The sequence below is a fragment of the Corynebacterium sp. 212_CJEI genome, from assembly GCF_001055915.1.
Lineage (GTDB): Bacteria > Actinomycetota > Actinomycetes > Mycobacteriales > Mycobacteriaceae > Corynebacterium > Corynebacterium jeikeium_D.
On the sequence record NZ_JVPT01000062.1, the window covers coordinates 23,237 to 38,099 of the forward strand.

The 14,863-nt window shown below is 59.3% G+C and carries 14 protein-coding genes; 9 read left to right on the forward strand and 5 right to left on the reverse strand.

Going from position 1 to position 14,863, the window contains the following annotated elements; genetic code table 11:
• Nucleotides 1-4 precede the first annotated feature (4 nt).
• A complete protein-coding gene (locus ADB02_RS07285) occupies nucleotides 5-1,486 on the reverse strand; it encodes an NAD-dependent succinate-semialdehyde dehydrogenase (protein ID WP_049190296.1) in 1,482 nt (493 codons plus the stop codon).
• A gap of 224 nt (nucleotides 1,487-1,710) precedes the next feature.
• Here ADB02_RS07285 and pgi point away from each other — a divergent pair, with 224 nt between their 5' ends.
• The 5 genes from pgi to ADB02_RS07310 all read left to right on the forward strand — a co-directional run bounded on the left by pgi (nucleotide 1,711) and on the right by ADB02_RS07310 (nucleotide 6,056).
• Entirely contained in the window at nucleotides 1,711-3,348 is a 1,638-nt protein-coding gene (gene pgi, locus ADB02_RS07290; protein ID WP_049190297.1) for a glucose-6-phosphate isomerase, read from the forward strand.
• A 168-nt stretch (nucleotides 3,349-3,516) separates the two neighbouring features.
• Nucleotides 3,517-4,272 carry a 3'(2'),5'-bisphosphate nucleotidase CysQ gene (locus ADB02_RS07295; protein ID WP_049190299.1) on the forward strand — a complete coding sequence of 252 codons (756 nt, stop codon included), beginning with the start codon at nucleotides 3,517-3,519 and terminating at the stop codon, nucleotides 4,270-4,272.
• A 16-nt stretch (nucleotides 4,273-4,288) separates the two neighbouring features.
• Nucleotides 4,289-5,125, forward strand: coding sequence for a thymidylate synthase (locus ADB02_RS07300; RefSeq protein ID WP_049190301.1), 837 nt, complete (start codon nucleotides 4,289-4,291; stop codon nucleotides 5,123-5,125).
• A 23-nt stretch (nucleotides 5,126-5,148) separates the two neighbouring features.
• The gene (locus tag ADB02_RS07305) at nucleotides 5,149-5,679 is read left to right on the forward strand and encodes a dihydrofolate reductase (RefSeq protein WP_049190304.1); all 531 of its coding nucleotides are present in this window, start codon (nucleotides 5,149-5,151) and stop codon (nucleotides 5,677-5,679) included.
• A 98-nt stretch (nucleotides 5,680-5,777) separates the two neighbouring features.
• The gene (locus ADB02_RS07310; RefSeq protein ID WP_049190305.1) at nucleotides 5,778-6,056 is read left to right on the forward strand and encodes a mycoredoxin; all 279 of its coding nucleotides are present in this window, start codon (nucleotides 5,778-5,780) and stop codon (nucleotides 6,054-6,056) included.
• 98 nt (nucleotides 6,057-6,154) lie between these two features.
• On the opposite strand, the gene ADB02_RS07315 is transcribed toward ADB02_RS07310, so the two are convergent.
• Together ADB02_RS07315 and ADB02_RS07320 are read right to left on the reverse strand one after the other, a co-directional pair.
• Entirely contained in the window at nucleotides 6,155-7,564 is a 1,410-nt protein-coding gene (locus ADB02_RS07315; protein WP_016422155.1) for an NAD(P)H-quinone dehydrogenase, read from the reverse strand.
• A 75-nt stretch (nucleotides 7,565-7,639) separates the two neighbouring features.
• Nucleotides 7,640-8,866 carry a M20 family metallopeptidase gene (locus ADB02_RS07320; RefSeq protein WP_016422154.1) on the reverse strand — a complete coding sequence of 409 codons (1,227 nt, stop codon included), beginning with the start codon at nucleotides 8,864-8,866 and terminating at the stop codon, nucleotides 7,640-7,642.
• 196 nt (nucleotides 8,867-9,062) lie between these two features.
• Here ADB02_RS07320 and ADB02_RS11510 point away from each other — a divergent pair, with 196 nt between their 5' ends.
• Nucleotides 9,063-9,746 (forward strand): hypothetical protein, encoded by a 684-nt coding sequence (locus ADB02_RS11510; protein WP_141744775.1) that lies wholly within the window; start codon nucleotides 9,063-9,065, stop codon nucleotides 9,744-9,746.
• A 9-nt stretch (nucleotides 9,747-9,755) separates the two neighbouring features.
• Here ADB02_RS11510 and upp read toward each other — a convergent pair whose 3' ends face one another.
• Nucleotides 9,756-10,391 (reverse strand): uracil phosphoribosyltransferase, encoded by a 636-nt coding sequence (upp, locus tag ADB02_RS07335; protein WP_049171962.1) that lies wholly within the window; start codon nucleotides 10,389-10,391, stop codon nucleotides 9,756-9,758.
• 261 nt (nucleotides 10,392-10,652) lie between these two features.
• Here upp and ADB02_RS07340 point away from each other — a divergent pair, with 261 nt between their 5' ends.
• The 3 genes from ADB02_RS07340 (at nucleotide 10,653) to ADB02_RS07350 (ending at nucleotide 13,474) form a co-directional block, all read left to right on the forward strand.
• The gene (locus ADB02_RS07340; RefSeq protein WP_070429820.1) at nucleotides 10,653-11,057 is read left to right on the forward strand and encodes a hypothetical protein; all 405 of its coding nucleotides are present in this window, start codon (nucleotides 10,653-10,655) and stop codon (nucleotides 11,055-11,057) included.
• The gene (locus tag ADB02_RS07345; RefSeq protein WP_049171958.1) at nucleotides 11,057-12,100 is read left to right on the forward strand and encodes a C40 family peptidase; all 1,044 of its coding nucleotides are present in this window, start codon (nucleotides 11,057-11,059) and stop codon (nucleotides 12,098-12,100) included. Before ADB02_RS07340 ends, ADB02_RS07345 begins: the two co-directional genes overlap by 1 nt.
• 132 nt (nucleotides 12,101-12,232) lie before the next feature.
• Nucleotides 12,233-13,474, forward strand: coding sequence for a hypothetical protein (locus tag ADB02_RS07350; protein ID WP_049190310.1), 1,242 nt, complete (start codon nucleotides 12,233-12,235; stop codon nucleotides 13,472-13,474).
• A gap of 30 nt (nucleotides 13,475-13,504) precedes the next feature.
• Here ADB02_RS07350 and ADB02_RS07355 read toward each other — a convergent pair whose 3' ends face one another.
• Nucleotides 13,505-14,734 carry an adenosine deaminase gene (locus tag ADB02_RS07355; RefSeq protein ID WP_049190312.1) on the reverse strand — a complete coding sequence of 410 codons (1,230 nt, stop codon included), beginning with the start codon at nucleotides 14,732-14,734 and terminating at the stop codon, nucleotides 13,505-13,507.
• Nucleotides 14,735-14,863: the final 129 nt, after the last annotated feature.

The following is a 14,863-nucleotide window of genomic DNA, read 5'->3' on the forward strand; positions in this document are numbered from 1 at the left end:
CCGGCTAGCCTTCCAGGGAAATCAGCTTTTCCTCTAGGAACTCATTGATACCGGTGAAACCACCCTCACGTCCAAGGCCGGACTGCTTGACACCACCGAACGGCGCCGACGGGTCCGACAGCGAGCCCTTATTGACCGCAACCATGCCGGACTCCAATGCCTCTGCCGCACCGAGCGCCTTGGTCAGGTTCTCACTGAACACATACGCCGCCAGACCAAAGATAGTGTCATTTGCCTGCTCAATCGCACGGCCATCGTCCGTGAAGGTTGTCACTGCAACCACCGGACCGAAAATCTCTTCGCGGACAATATCCGCGTCCTCGGGCACATCGGTCAGAACTGTGGGTTCGAAGAAGTAGCCGTCGGAAAGCACGCCTCCGAGATCCGGAATCTTGCCGCCACACTCAACCTTCGCACCACGCGTGACCGCATCGTCAACCAGATCACGAACCTTTTCCTGCTGATCGCGCAGTGCGAGTGGGCCAAGATCCGTGGCAGGATCGGTACCCTCGCCCAACTTCAGTTCCGCAAAACGCTTGACGACGCCCTCGACGAACGCATTCTTCTTGGATTCATGAACAATAAAGCGATTCGGGGCGATACACACCTGGCCGCCATTGCGGAGCTTGGCGTCACTGACTGCCTGCACAGCCTTATCAACATCACCATCAGAGAGAATGACAAACGGAGCATTCCCGCCGAGCTCAAGGGAAACTTTCATCGAAGTTTCCGCGGCCTTCGCAGCGAGCATCTGGCCAACTTCGGTGGAACCGGTGAAGGTGAACTTGCGCAGGCGGTCATCGGAAAGCAGGGCAGAAACGTTGGCTGAGTGCCCTGTTGGCAGGACGGAAATCACGCCTGCGGGAACACCGGCCTCGATAAGTAGTTTGCCCAGGTAGAGCATGGTCAGCGGAGTTTTGGACGCGGGCTTAATAATGACCGGGCAACCGGCGGCCAGTGCCGGGGCGATCTTGCGAGTCCCCATAGCCAGCGGGAAATTCCACGGCGTAATAGCCAAAGCCGGGCCGACCGGCTGCTTAATCACCGCGACGCGCGAGGTCCCGCTCGGAGAAATTCGGTAATCGCCGGAGATACGCACGGCCTCCTCAGCGAACCAACGAAAAAACTCGCCACCGTAGCCGACCTCAGCCTTGGAATCCGGCAACGCACGGCCCATCTCCAGGGACTGCAGCTGGGCCAACTTGTCTGCATCCCGACGGATGAGTTCAAAAGCGCGGTAAAGAATCTCGCTGCGCTTGCGGGGCGGGGTTACCTTCCACTCCTTCTGGGCTGCGACGGCGTCGTCAAGCGCCTGCCTGGCGTCCTCCTCTGTGGCGGAAGCGACCTGGACCAGCGGCTTATCTGTCGCGGGGTTAACGACATCGAAGGTCTCACCATTCGATGCGGGACGGAACTCGCCGCCGAGGAGAAGGCCTGTGGGGACATCTTTAAGGATGTTGTCGTAATCAGGGGTGAAATCAGTCATATTTTCCAGGGTAGGTGCCTTTGCTGAAGCGGGCTAGGGACTCGTAGGTGGCGGATAGTCGACGGATGGTCGGCGCATAGGCGGAGCAAAGGCACCGCGGAATCGAGCTGCCAGCAGATTGTGGTCACGCCTGATCGAATACTGTCGCCCGGCGAGAGCGCCAAAACGCAACTAGTCTGGGGAGGTATAAAGTGCATTTCGTCAAAACTCACCTGGGAGCAGGAATGACTGTAGATATCACCGCAACCGAACAGTGGGCTCAGCTGGCTAAGCGCGTGGACAATGTTCGCGCCACCTCGCTGCGTGAGCTTTTCGCCAATGAAGATGGCCGCACTGAGAAGCTGACTTTCGATGCAGGCACTCTCCACGTTGACCTTTCCAAGAACTTGATGTGCCTCGACGGTTTTGCCGAGCTGGTTGAACTTGCTCGCGCCGCTGGTATCGAGGAAGCACGCGAAAAGATGTTCCGCGGTGACAAGATCAACACCACTGAAAACCGCTCCGTGCTGCACACAGCGCTGCGCCTGCCAGCAGAGGAAAATTTGACCGTCGGCGACCAGGATGTCGCTGCCGACGTGCATGAGGTGCTCGGCCGCATGCGCGATTTCGCTCGCAGCCTCCGCAGTGGAGACTGGCTGGGATACACGGGTCACACTATTAAGACTGTGGTGAACATCGGCATCGGTGGCTCCGACTTGGGCCCGGCAATGGTGACCAAGGCGCTGCGCACCTACGCCACTGCCGGCATTGATGCCCGCTTTGTCTCTAATGTTGACCCATCTGACCTGCAGGCGGTTCTGGATGAGGTCGATCCGGAGTCCACGCTGTTTATTGTCGCTTCCAAGACCTTCACCACGCAGGAGACGCTCTCCAACGCTCACGCAGCTCGCCGCTGGCTTATCCAGCAACTGGGTAGCGAAGAAGCCGTCGCCAAGCACTTCGTTGCCGTTTCCACGAATGCCGAAAAGGTCGCTGAATTCGGCATCGACACTGAGAACATGTTTGGCTTCTGGGACTGGGTCGGCGGCCGCTACTCCGTCGACTCCGCCATCGGCCTGTCCATCATGGCCGTCGTCGGCCCGATGGACTTCATGCGCTTCCTGCAGGGCTTCCGAGCAATGGATGAGCACTTCCTCAACGCTCCGCTGGAGCAGAACGTGCCGGTACTGATGGGCATGCTGAATGTCTGGTACTCAAACTTCCTCGACGCCCAGTCGCATGCCGTACTGCCCTACTCCGAGGATCTCTCTCGCTTCCCGGCGTACCTTCAGCAGCTCACCATGGAATCGAACGGTAAGTCCGTGCGTACCGACGGCAAGAGGGTGGACTACAACACCGGAGAAATCTTCTGGGGTGAGCCGGGAACGAACGGCCAGCACGCTTTCTTCCAGCTTCTTCACCAGGGAACTCGCCTGGTTCCGGCTGACTTCATCGGCTTTGCCCGCCCACGCCAGGATCTGCCGACGGCATCTGGCGAAGGTTCCATGCACGACCTGCTGATGAGTAACTTCTTCGCACAGACCAAGGTGCTGGCCTTCGGTAAGACCGCAGAAGAAATTCGCGCAGAGGGCATTGCTGAGGAGCTCGTGGAGCACAAAGTCATGCCGGGTAACCGTCCGACTACGACCATCATGGCTGAGGAACTGACCCCGGACGCTGTCGGTGCGCTGATTGCACTTTACGAGCACATTACTTTTGTCGAGGGCATTGTCTGGGGCCTGAACTCCTTCGACCAGTGGGGCGTCGAGCTGGGCAAGCAGCAGGCTGGTGACCTGTTGCCTGCAGTTACTGGTGAAGTGGCGCCTAATTCTGGCGACGCTTCTACCGATGCGCTGCTGACGTGGTACCGCGACAAGCGCTAACGTCTTCTGGCCAATTGGCCTAGATAGCTAAGAGTCCGCCTTCGGCTTGAACTGATTCTCGCTGCGGGCGGACTTTTGTTATTTGTATGGCCACTCGGTTGCGGTGAGGATGGGGCGCGGCATCCCGTCGTAAAGCGGGGTCGGGAAAAAGCGAATAGTATCTAAGTCATGTCTGCCTACATTGAAGATGATGTTCTTGCCTATCGACTTGCCGTGGGCGCCAGTGAAATTCTCAAGGGTGTCCGCAACGTAGGCCTGCTGCGTGGCCGCATTCTGGGAGATGCCGGCGACGCACTGGCACAGGAGTGGATTGCCCGCGTACTAGAGCAGCACCGTCCGGACGACGGACTGCTGTCGGAGGAAGCCGCGGATAACCGTGAGCGCCTGGACTCAAAGCGGGTGTGGATTATTGACCCACTCGATGGCACGCGTGAGTTCGCTTCGGGGCGCCAGGACTGGGCAGTTCATGTCGCTCTAGTAGAGGACGGTCAGCCGACCCACGCTGCTGTTGGTCTGCCGGATCACGGCCAGGTTTTCCACACGGGTGAGGCCAAGGCTGTGCAGGGGCCGCGTGCGGGCAAGATTGTCGTATCGCGTACTCGCCCACCGGCTGTGGCGAAGTACGTCGCTGACAAGCTAGGCATGGAGCTGGTGGAGATGGGCTCCGCTGGTGCGAAGGCAATGCACGTGCTGCTCGGTGACTACGACGCCTACATCCACGACGGTGGTCAGTACGAGTGGGACTCGGCAGCGCCGGTTGGTGTCGCTAAATCCGCAGGACTTTTTGTCAGCCGCCTAGACGGCTCCGCGCCGACCTACAATAATGTCGATACTTTCCTGCCGGATATGCTGTTCTGCCGACCGGACCTGTCGGAGGAGATTCTGGCACTGGTAAAGGAATTCAAGGATCAAGAGCAGAAGTAGGTAAGCTAGGGCGGCTATGACCGACTCCACTGACATCACGACACAGGCTCATCAGGGCATTAAGACTCCGTACGAGGATTTGCTGCGCGAAATTCTCGCTGACGGAGCAGCTAAATCAGACCGCACTGGCACGGGCACTCGCTCAGTGTTCGGCCGCCAGCTGCGCTTTGATCTGAGCGAGGGCTTCCCACTGATCACCACTAAGAAGGTGCACCTGAAGTCCATCGTGTACGAGCTGCTGTGGTTCCTCCGCGGCGATTCAAACGTCCGGTGGCTCCAGGATCATGGGGTGACTATTTGGGATGAGTGGGCAGACGACAACGGCGACCTCGGCCCAGTCTATGGCGTACAGTGGCGCTCCTGGCCCACTCCAGATGGGCACCACATCGACCAGATTGCACAGGCGCTGGAGACTTTGAAGTCCAACCCGGATAGCCGCCGCAACATCGTCAGCGCCTGGAATGTCTCCGAGATTTCCAATATGGCGCTGCCGCCGTGCCATCTGCTGTTCCAGTTCTACGTCGCGGATGGCAAGCTCAGCTGCCAGCTCTACCAGCGCAGCGCGGACATGTTCCTGGGCGTGCCGTTTAACATTGCTTCCTATGCACTGTTGACGCACATGATGGCGCAGCAGGCGGGCTTGGATGTTGGTGAGTTCATCTGGACCGGTGGTGATTGCCACATCTACGACAACCACATTGAACAGTGCGAACTGCAGGTCTCCCGTGAGCCGCGCCCCTACCCCACGCTGAAGCTTCGGAAGGCCGACAGCATTTTCGACTACGCTTACGAGGACATTGAGGTCATCGGCTACGACCCGCATCCTCTGATTCGCGGTCAGGTGGCTGTCTAAGTCAGCGAAAGGTGAGTGTCGACATGAACGAGTCCACCGCTTCCACCAGCGCAAGACCCCCGTTTGTAGGGATGATCTGGGCGCAGTCTCGAGCCGGCATTATCGGCGACGGTGCGACTATGCCCTGGCATCTGCCTGAAGATCTTCAGCATTTCAAAACAACGACGATGGGCGCACCGGTCATCATGGGGCGTCGCACGTGGGACTCGCTGAATCCCAAGTTCCGACCACTCCCCGGTCGTCGAAATATCGTCCTTTCACGCTCCGTGTCCGATTTCCCCGGCGCCGAGTCCGCAACCAGCCTCGAAGCCGCGCTCGCAGCCGTCGCCGACGAACCTGCAGCGTGGGTAATCGGAGGCGGGCGCGTCTATCGTGACGCACTTTCGCTTGCCGACGAATGCGTGGTCACCGACATTGATACTGATGTCAGCGTCCCGGTACCGGTCATGGCTCCCGACCTCTACGACTGGGTTCGCGTCGAGGATGGTCCGTGGCAGACGTCAACGACCGGCCTACGCTACCGCTTCTGCACGTGGCGGCGGCTAGAGGATTAGCTTGGAAGCCTGTCCAGCAAAGCTCTGAGGCGGGACTACTGCCCGGCGAAAGTATTGCTCAATGGAATATCGGCCTTGGTCCGCGCGTTGACCTAAGTATGACTGATGTGAAGACTCCACAGACCACCGAACACGTGACCATTTACGCTGCAGCCTGGTGTCCTTTCTGCCAGAACCTTATTGCTGGCCTGAAGGAAAACGGCACTCCGTTTGAGGCCTGGGATGTCGAAAAGCACGACGACATTTCGAAGTGGGTTGAGTCCGTCAATGATGGCAACCGCGTTGTTCCGACCGTGCTGTACTCCGATGGCGTGCACGCCACGAATCCGTCGGTTGAGGAAGTCACCGCTAAGTACGCTGAACTCTCCAGCAAGTAATTAAAAAGCTAAGTAATTAAAAAGCCGAGCCCCACTTCCGGGGTTCGGCTTTTTATGTATGAATACGACCGGTCATGTTGCCAGTCGCGATACCAGCATTAGTCCAGATCGTCGTGTGCCATCAGCTGACGAGCAGCCTCAGTAATCGAGCCAGACAGTGACGGGTAGACAGAGAAGGAGCTTGCCAGGTCATCGACGGTGAGCTGGTTGGAAACACATACCGCAATTGGCAGAATCAGCTCCGAGGCGGTCGGAGCGACCACCACACCACCGATAATCATGCCGGAGTTCTTACGGCAGAACAGCTTGACAAAACCGTGGCGCAGCGAGCGCATCTTCGCACGCGGGTTACCTGCCAGTGGGAAAACCTCAACGCGAGCGGAGACCTCACCGGACTCAATCTGAGCCTGGGAAACACCGACAGTCGCAATCTCCGGGCGGGTGAACACTGCCGATGAAACAGTGCGCAGGCGAATCGGAGATACGCCTTCACCGAGGGCGTGGTACATCGCAATACGGCCCTGCATAGCTGCAACCGAAGCCAGCGGGAACAAGTCAGTGCAGTCACCGGCAGCGTAGATACCCGGCACGTTGGTACGGGAAACACGGTCAACGTGAATATGGCCAGACGGAGTCAGTTTTACGCCGCTGGCTTCCAGTCCCATATCCGCGGTGTTAGGAATCGAACCGACGGTCATCAACGCGTGGGAACCGAAGACCTCACGGCCGTCGGAAGTGACGACGCGAACGCCGCCGTCCTCCGTGCGTTCGACAAGATCACAGCGGGCGTTCTTAACAACGTCCACACCGCGCTCCAGTAGGACTTCCTCCAGGGCATCTGCAGCGTCGGCATCCTCGTGCGGCAGGATGCGATCACGCGAGGCGACCATGGTGACCTTCACACCCAGCTCGGTGAACGAGGATACGAACTCAGCACCAGTCACACCGGAACCGACCACAATGAGGTGCTCCGGCAGCTCCTCCAGTTCGTAGACCTGACGCCAGGTCAGAATACGGTCACCATCAGGAATCGCACCCGGCAGAATGCGCGGGGACGCACCGGTGCTGACCAGCACCAGGTCGGCTTCAAGAGTGACCTCGCCGCCCTCGAGCAAGTCGACGGTGACGTAGTGAGTTACACGGCCCGGGTCGTGGTCATCGAGGCGACCGCGGCCCTGCAGCATCTTGATGCCCTCACGCTCCATCTGCGCGCGAACATCGTCGGACTGCTGCTGAGCCAGGCGCTTAACGCGCTCGTTGACCGCAGTGAAGTCGATTTTGCGCTGGGAAAAGTCCGGACGCAGACCCATCTCGTCCGCACGACGCATATCGGTACGAACGCCCGTCGCCGCGATGAAGGCCTTAGAGGGAACGCAATCCCACAGGACGGAAGAACCGCCCATCCCGGCATCCTCAACCACAGTGACTTCAGCACCGTACTTGGCGCCAACCAGCGCTGCTTCGTAGCCGGCTGGGCCGCCGCCAATGATTACGATCCTCTGTGCCACAAATCCTCCAAAGTTGCCGTGGATATCACAATGTAACTACCGCGGGAGGCATTTTCCCCGCTTTGCCCCCATAGTCTAACGGACAGTCATGGTTGACTGCGCGCCGTCCTCATAGCGAGCAACAATGCCAGCGAAGAGTTTCACACCAACGCCCAGGCAACGCTCGTCCACGATTAGGTCATCTCGGTGCAAATCGTGCTTGTCGCCGCGGCCGGACCAGCAGCCCAAGCGGGCCATCGCGCCCGGGACGTGCTCGAGATACCAACCGAAGTCCTCGCCACCGGACGACTGTGGGGCCTGAATGACAGCATTCTCGTCCACTCGTCGCACTGCTTCCGCAATCAGGGCGGTGCAGTATTCGTCGTTAAGCACAGGCGGCACGCCACGCTCGTAATTGATGGTGCACTCGGCGCCGGTCGGAGCGAGGACTTGTTCAATGAGTTCGCGGACCAGTGGATCGATGTCGCGCCAGGTCTTGATGTCCGCGGTGCGCAGGGTGCCGCTGACGCTGCCTTCCGACGGAATCGCGTTGTGCGCATACCCGGAGTGCACGGAACCGAACGTGAGCACGGTGCCGGTGCGCGGGTCGACGCGTCGCGACAGTAATCCGGGCAAATCGACAATCAATTTGCCCAGTGCATAGACAACATCGGCTGTCATCTGCGGACGGGAGGTATGCCCGCCCGGGCCATGCACCTGAATCTCCAGCGTGTCGGCCGCAGAGGTGATGGCACCTGTTCGAACGCCGACGTGACCTACGCGCAGCTTCGGCTCACAATGGACGGCAAAAATACGCTCAACGCCATTGAGCGCACCGGCAGCGATAACCTCGGGTGCACCGCCAACCATGACCTCCTCGGCGGGTTGGAAAATGAAACGCAGCGGCGTCGGCAACGTGTGCTTTTCGTGGTACTCAGCCATAGCCAGTGCCGTCGCGAGCGTGATCGCGGTGTGGAAATCATGCCCGCAGGCATGCATGACGCCGTCATTGGTGCTGGCAAACTCCAGCCCCGTGCTCTCTGTAATTGGAAGCGCGTCGATATCACCGCGGAAAGCGAGACGTCCCGGGAGTTCACCTCCGGCTTCGCTACCGGCGAGTTCGTCTTCACCAATGTCGACCATCAGGCCGGTGTTGGGAAACAGCACTGGTTTCAGCCCTGCAGCACGCAGCTTCTCCTCCACAAAAGCCGTGGTGGCGTGCTCCATGTGAGATAGCTCTGGGTGCGCATGAAGATGCCGCCGCCACTCGAGAATCTCGTTCGCGTGCTCGGCCCACCAGTGCTTAATAAACTCCTCAATCACAACTCTCCAGTGTAAGCGCTCCACCGGCAGGCCGTAACAAGAGGCCTACCGACGACTGCGCCAGCGACAGCAGTGGCCGGCAAGCGCTTGAATGTCGGCGCCAGACGTACGCATGACCAGGAGTCACTTCTTTAACTTTGACCTCTTCAATTATCAGATGTTTCACATTTTGAGGAAGTCTGCGATGATAATAGGCATGTCCGGCAATGGCACACCTAAGTCTCTCAGCATCCCCATCATCATCGTGGCCACCGCACTCGTGGTCGTCATCGGCATCGCCATCGGCCTGTCGCTGAACAATAGTGATGAGCCCCAGCGTCCGGAGGTCCCCTCCTCCTCGCAGCCGACGTCGCCCAGTTCGACACCGCCGTCCTCGACGAGTTCGACTTCTACGAGCAAGACGACCACCACGACCACAACTACGTCGAAGTCCTCCGAGACGTCGTCAAGCACGCCGAGCACTTCGACATCGTCCTCGTCGTCGACGCCGAGCACCACGTCTTCGCCATCCACGACGACGAGCTCAGAGCCGACATCAGCTCCGGAGGGGCAGGACTTCGGCACTGGCCGCTCCGACCTAGACGGCCTGGGCTTCGTGGGCAGCTCCGCACGCTGCGACAACGGTGACCGCGCCTTTGCTGTTATCGCCGCTGAACAGGGAATTAAGGCTGCTGCTTGTGAGACGCGCTCCGGCGAGAAGTACTACCGCTCGGATACACCACAGGGTTCCGGATCGATGGACATCATCGTCGATGAGGGCGACCGCGTTGTTGCACAAAACGGCTCGTACAAGTACCAGATGTCCCCCGACGGAGTTCTTGTGACCAAGGACAACGAGGTCGTCAAGAAGTACGCCGCAGAAGCCTGGGGAACTGCCTAAGAGATTAATTTAAAGATCAATGTTGCGGGGACCGTAGAGACGGTCGCCCGCATCTCCCAACCCCGGCACAATGTAGGCATCCTCGTTAAGATCCGGGTCCACCACAGTGGTGACAAGACGCACCGGGAAACCGGATTCCTTCAAGGCGTCGACACCCTGCTGTGCAGAAATGATGCACACGGCCGTGATGTTGTCCGCTCCGCGATCCGCCAACAGCTTCAGGGCATGCAGCAGTGAACCGCCGGTTGCCAGCATCGGGTCGACCAGGAAGACAGTGCGACCGGACAGATCCTCCGGCAGCGCCTCGAGGTACGGCACCGGCTCATGAGTTTCCTCATTACGAGCCAAGCCAATAAAGCCCACCTGCGCATCCGGAATCATCGACAGCGACGGATCGATCATGCCAAGCCCCGCACGAATGACGGGAACAATAATCGGCGGATCCTGCAGACGGTAACCCGGCGCGGTAGTGATTGGGGTCTGAACATCGAAGTTATCGACGGGCAGCTCCCGGCTTGCCTCGTAAATCAGCATTGCGCCCAGATCGGCGAGTGCCGCACGGAAGCCCGCGTTATCAGTGCGCGCGTCGCGCAGAATGGTCAAACGTGACTGTGCCAAGGGATGGTTGACAACGGTAATCTCCATGCCTTCCAAAATACATTGCTTTGCTTTTGCCGCTCTGGTGCCGGCATCGCAAGTTTCTGAAAACGCGTTCCCAAAAAAGATGGAACCGAATCGGCCTTTTTCGCGCCTAACAATACGAGGGCTTTTTACTGCGCCCCATTTGCGTAAGCCCGCTTACTACCAAACCACTTGCCGCTCAGCCGCCGTCCGAACCCCGCTAGCCGTTCAGCCACAGCACTGAGTGTTGAACCACACGCGAATTTCCTAGAGAGGCCGTCAACATTGTCCCGTCCATCACCACACAGTTCCCACAGCCAATCGTTTCTCTCTCCGACCACTAGCGGGAATGACTCAGTCTTTACGCTGGCGCCAGAGCTTATTTCTGCCGATGCCACGCGCCTTGACGCGTTGTCGCAGCAGGTCAGCGGCGCTGACTTGGGCATCAGCGCACTGCTCTCGCTTGGCGACGTCCCGTTTGCTGGGCCCTTCTGTCACGCTGCAGCCACTGCTCTACAGCGCCAGCATGAGCATGTAGCTGAGCTGAATGAGTACGGCACCAGCGCTGCTCGTGCACTGAACGCTCTTGTCTCTGCGGTGTCCACTGCTGAAGATGCCGGCGCATATGCGCTGCAGTCCATCTCACCGAAAATGGGAGCCGTTGCAACTCGCGGAATGGGCGGTGCGTGATGCTTCCCACCAATCTACTTACGGAGGTCCCCACCGCGATTGCACAACAGCTAAGTCCTGCCATCGCACCCGCACTGGCAGGACTTGCCGGGGCCGCAATACCCGCCGCGAGTACCGCCTGGCGCTCAGTGGCAGATTCCGTTGACCGCAACTGGGGCGATGGTGCTGGTTCCGGAGCAGGGGCCGCGGGAACAAGTCTCAAACGGGCTGCAAATGCGGCAGCCGACTTGGAAACTCGCGCCGGAACCATTGACAGTGACATTGCCAAGGGGCTGGCCTCAGTAATGTCAGCGGCCACTGATTTGGCCCGGATCGCCATGGATTTTGTCACTTCCGCCATGGGCTCGTTGACTGCGACGGCTGCGGGGCCCGCTGGTCTCGCCGCGACCGGCGCCAGCCTAGCCTCAGCGGCCAGTTCCGCGATCTCCCAGGCCATTGCGCGGCTCATGAAACTAGAGCAAGAACTGCGACCTCTGGTGCAGTCGCTGATACAGCAAGCGAGTACCGCGGTGGACACCCCTACCCCACCTCACTCGGCACAGTTGGAGGCCCCAGGTACCACTCAAGCCGCCCTCGCTTCTACGTCTACGAACACCCCAGGATCGGCTAGCGCTACCGACGCTGCAGATGGTTCGGAGGCGTCGTCCGATTCGGGCAGCGCGCCGGTACCTGCGGATGCTGGAGCTGGCGCGCCCACACCAGAGGCCCAAGCTGCGGTGAAGGCTGCACTGAGTGCCGTCGGAACGCCCTATGGTTGGGGCGGAAATACTCCGGGGCAGGCGCTCGATTGTTCAGGCTTAACGCACTGGGCCTACGGGCAAGCTGGTGTTGATATTCCCCGCACGGCAGAAGCACAGGCCGTCGGCAGACAGGTGAGCCAGGATGAACTGCTACCTGGCGATCTTGCAGTGTGGGACGGCCATGTCGCCATGGTCATCGGTGACGGAAAGATGGTCGAAGCGGGCGATCCGGTGCAGGTAAACCCCGTGCGTACGACCAACATCGGCATGCCGTTTAAGGGGTTCTACCGTCCGACCGGATAGTGCGGTGGGTATCTGCGTCGTAAAACTTCTAAGATAGGAATACGCAAACTTGCCACCCGTGGGGGCGCTGCAGGTATGACAATTTTTGAGTTTTAATAATCACCGACAAGCAGAAGGGCTGCGACGAAAACTATGGCCAGGAAAGGCATCGTTCCTATCGAACTCGAGCTGACCTCGGGCACCTTTTACACGTTGTGGGCTCCAAGCTGGCGTGAGGGTGGCTCCGAGTGGCAGGCTCTGCTCGGCCGCGGTGATGACATCTATTTGTTCTCATCGGCGGCAAAGCTCCTGGCTTTCCTACAGTCGGATGCTCCTCACGACTTCACGCAGCACCCCAGCTGGCGCAACTTCAACCAGCAGCTACCGGGAGCTGCCATCGCGGCGCCACGCCACCGCTATGACCTGATTGGGCTGCCAGAGATTCTGGCCGGCCGGGCCGACTACGACCATGTTTCGCGCGCAGATCGCATTCTTGCCATCACTCGCGCGATTGGTGCAATCGCGGATCTCACTCCGATCAACCAGATGTTCGCCTCTCACTCTGTCCTGGCTGCCACACAAAATGGTGCTGATCACTTCCAGGGCAGTGGCGCCGCTCAGTGGTCGGCTATCGGCAATGTCATCTTGACCAACTGGGACAATTGCATTGACGCTATCGACGCCATCGGCGCAAATACTCCGAGCATCGATGAAGAGTCTGAAACCGCTGCTGCAGCCGCATTAAAGGAAGCGGAGGCCGCGGAGCGTGAGCGTCGTGAAGCAGCGGAGAAGAAGCGCGAAGAGGAAAAGAAGTCCGCAGAGGAGACCGCCGGCGATCCGTACGACCAGACGGTGTGGGCCAACGCTGGCATCGACCCGATCAAGATCTCCATCGCTGGCCGCACGCTCTACACCTTGCGTTGTTACATGGGGCGTCGCCCGCTATTCCTGGGCAGCGCCGGTGAGATTCACACGTTCTCGCAGCCACGCACGATGGTGCGTTGGCTGCTGGAGAACAAGCATCACGACATGTCGGCGCTGACGACGTGGGATGAAATCATCACTGCAGCCAACGCAGGTGAGCTAGAGGCCGTGGTGCACGAGGACAATGAGTACTCGTTTACCGGTCTGGCCGAGGATATTGAAAAGGGCCCGAACGCCGTGGACACCGCCCAGCTCGCCCGCGCGTACGAGCTACTCGCAGACGCCGCTGACTGGGCTGGTGATGATGCCGTGAACGAGGTACTGGCGGGCAATCAGCAGCTGCAGTGGCTGCTGAACTTCCTGCTGGACACCGGAGAGCTGTCCGAGCCAGTTCCGCCTTACGACGATGAGGCCAAGGGCTGGAGGCAGTTGGAGAAGGACTTGGCCGCTCGGTTTACGACCAAGATTTAGCTCCCACCCAGCAAAGCTGGCCGGCGCTGGCTAGTCCAGCGTCAGGTTCAGCTCATCTTCGGCACCGAAACCCGGACCGTTGACATCAGTTTCGATGTCCTCGTCGCTGTTGTCGATAAGCTGCAGGTAAGCGGGGTAAATAATGGTGTCCATGATGTGTTCGCGGGTCGGCAGATCCACGAATGCATTGTTTAGCGCATTCGAGGTCAGTTCGAACAGCTCGCTGTAGCCGTAGCCGAAGTTCTCCACCAGCTCCATGCACTCCCTGGTCATGGAAGTCGCACCAATCAGACGGTTATCCGTGTTGACGGTGCAGGCGAAACTCATATCGTCGAGAAGCGAGAACGGGTGATCCGCAACGCTGTCACAGACACCCGTCTGAACGTTGGAAGTCGGACAGATTTCCAGCGGAATCTGGCGGTCACGAATAGCGGAGGCAACCTCCTGACATTCGATGCCCTCGAGGGAAGCACCGAAGTCCTCGTAGATGCGCACACCGTGACCCAGGCGGCGAGCACCTTGCACGACAGCGTCCTGCAACGAATCCACACCGGCGTCTTCACCTGCGTGAATGGTGACCGGAATGAGGTTCTCCCGCAGCATAGTGAATGCTTCGGCGTGGTTAGCCGGCGGGAAGCCGTTTTCCGGTCCAGCGATGTCAAAACCGACAACGTACCCGTCGGAGTTCTTCCCGTAGTTGTCGATGACCAGCTGTGCGACTTCCTTGGAATTGTTATTCTGGCGCATCGCACAGACCAACAGACGTGCGGTGATGTGCTTTCCCTCAGCGGCGGCATGGGCTTCACCCTGCGCCAGGCCTTCGACCAGAGCGTCGATAACAGCCTGCATATCCAGGCCCTTTTCCAGATGGTTTTCCGGAGCGAGGCGCAGTTCAGCGTAGACAACGTTGTCGGCAGCCAAATCCTCAACGGCCTCACGCGCCACGCGCGTCAGCGACTCAGGGGTCTGCATGACGGCGCAGGTGTGCGCGAAGGCAGTCAGGTAGCTCGGCAACGAGCCAGAGTTGCCGGTGTCAATGAACCACTTCTCCAGTTCATCCGCGTCGGTGGTGGGCAGCTGATCGGTGTAACCGCAGTCCGCGGCCAGGTCGATAACGGTCTGCGGGCGCAGGCCGCCATCGAGGTGATCGTGAAGCAGTACCTTGGGTAGGCTGGCGACGACCTTGCGCATCTCATCGAGATTCGATGCCGAAGACTGTGTGTCCAGAGACTGAGCATCACTGTGCAAAGAATTAGTCATAATGGCCAGACTATCGGTACTGCGCCCTCCGCTTCTACTTCACTGCCGCGGAATCGTATTTCTGCTTTTCACAAAGGCTTTTTCCCCCGTTTCCCCCATCCACACACGAGAAATACGTCATTCCGAGTG

Excerpts from the sequence above, each read along its gene's own strand:
- ADB02_RS07300 (WP_049190301.1), top strand. The coding sequence starts at position 4,289 with ATGACCGACTCCACTGACATCACGACACAGGCTCATCAGGGCATTAAG.
- ADB02_RS07355 (WP_049190312.1), bottom strand. The coding sequence starts at position 14,734 with ATGACTAATTCTTTGCACAGTGATGCTCAGTCTCTGGACACACAGTCT.
- ADB02_RS11510 (WP_141744775.1), top strand. The coding sequence starts at position 9,063 with ATGTCCGGCAATGGCACACCTAAGTCTCTCAGCATCCCCATCATCATC.
- ADB02_RS07295 (WP_049190299.1), top strand. The coding sequence starts at position 3,517 with ATGTCTGCCTACATTGAAGATGATGTTCTTGCCTATCGACTTGCCGTG.
- ADB02_RS07345 (WP_049171958.1), top strand. The coding sequence starts at position 11,057 with ATGCTTCCCACCAATCTACTTACGGAGGTCCCCACCGCGATTGCACAA.
- pgi (WP_049190297.1), top strand. The coding sequence starts at position 1,711 with ATGACTGTAGATATCACCGCAACCGAACAGTGGGCTCAGCTGGCTAAG.
- ADB02_RS07310 (WP_049190305.1), top strand. The coding sequence starts at position 5,778 with ATGACTGATGTGAAGACTCCACAGACCACCGAACACGTGACCATTTAC.
- upp (WP_049171962.1), bottom strand. The coding sequence starts at position 10,391 with ATGGAGATTACCGTTGTCAACCATCCCTTGGCACAGTCACGTTTGACC.
- ADB02_RS07350 (WP_049190310.1), top strand. The coding sequence starts at position 12,233 with ATGGCCAGGAAAGGCATCGTTCCTATCGAACTCGAGCTGACCTCGGGC.
- ADB02_RS07285 (WP_049190296.1), bottom strand. The coding sequence starts at position 1,486 with ATGACTGATTTCACCCCTGATTACGACAACATCCTTAAAGATGTCCCC.
- ADB02_RS07305 (WP_049190304.1), top strand. The coding sequence starts at position 5,149 with ATGAACGAGTCCACCGCTTCCACCAGCGCAAGACCCCCGTTTGTAGGG.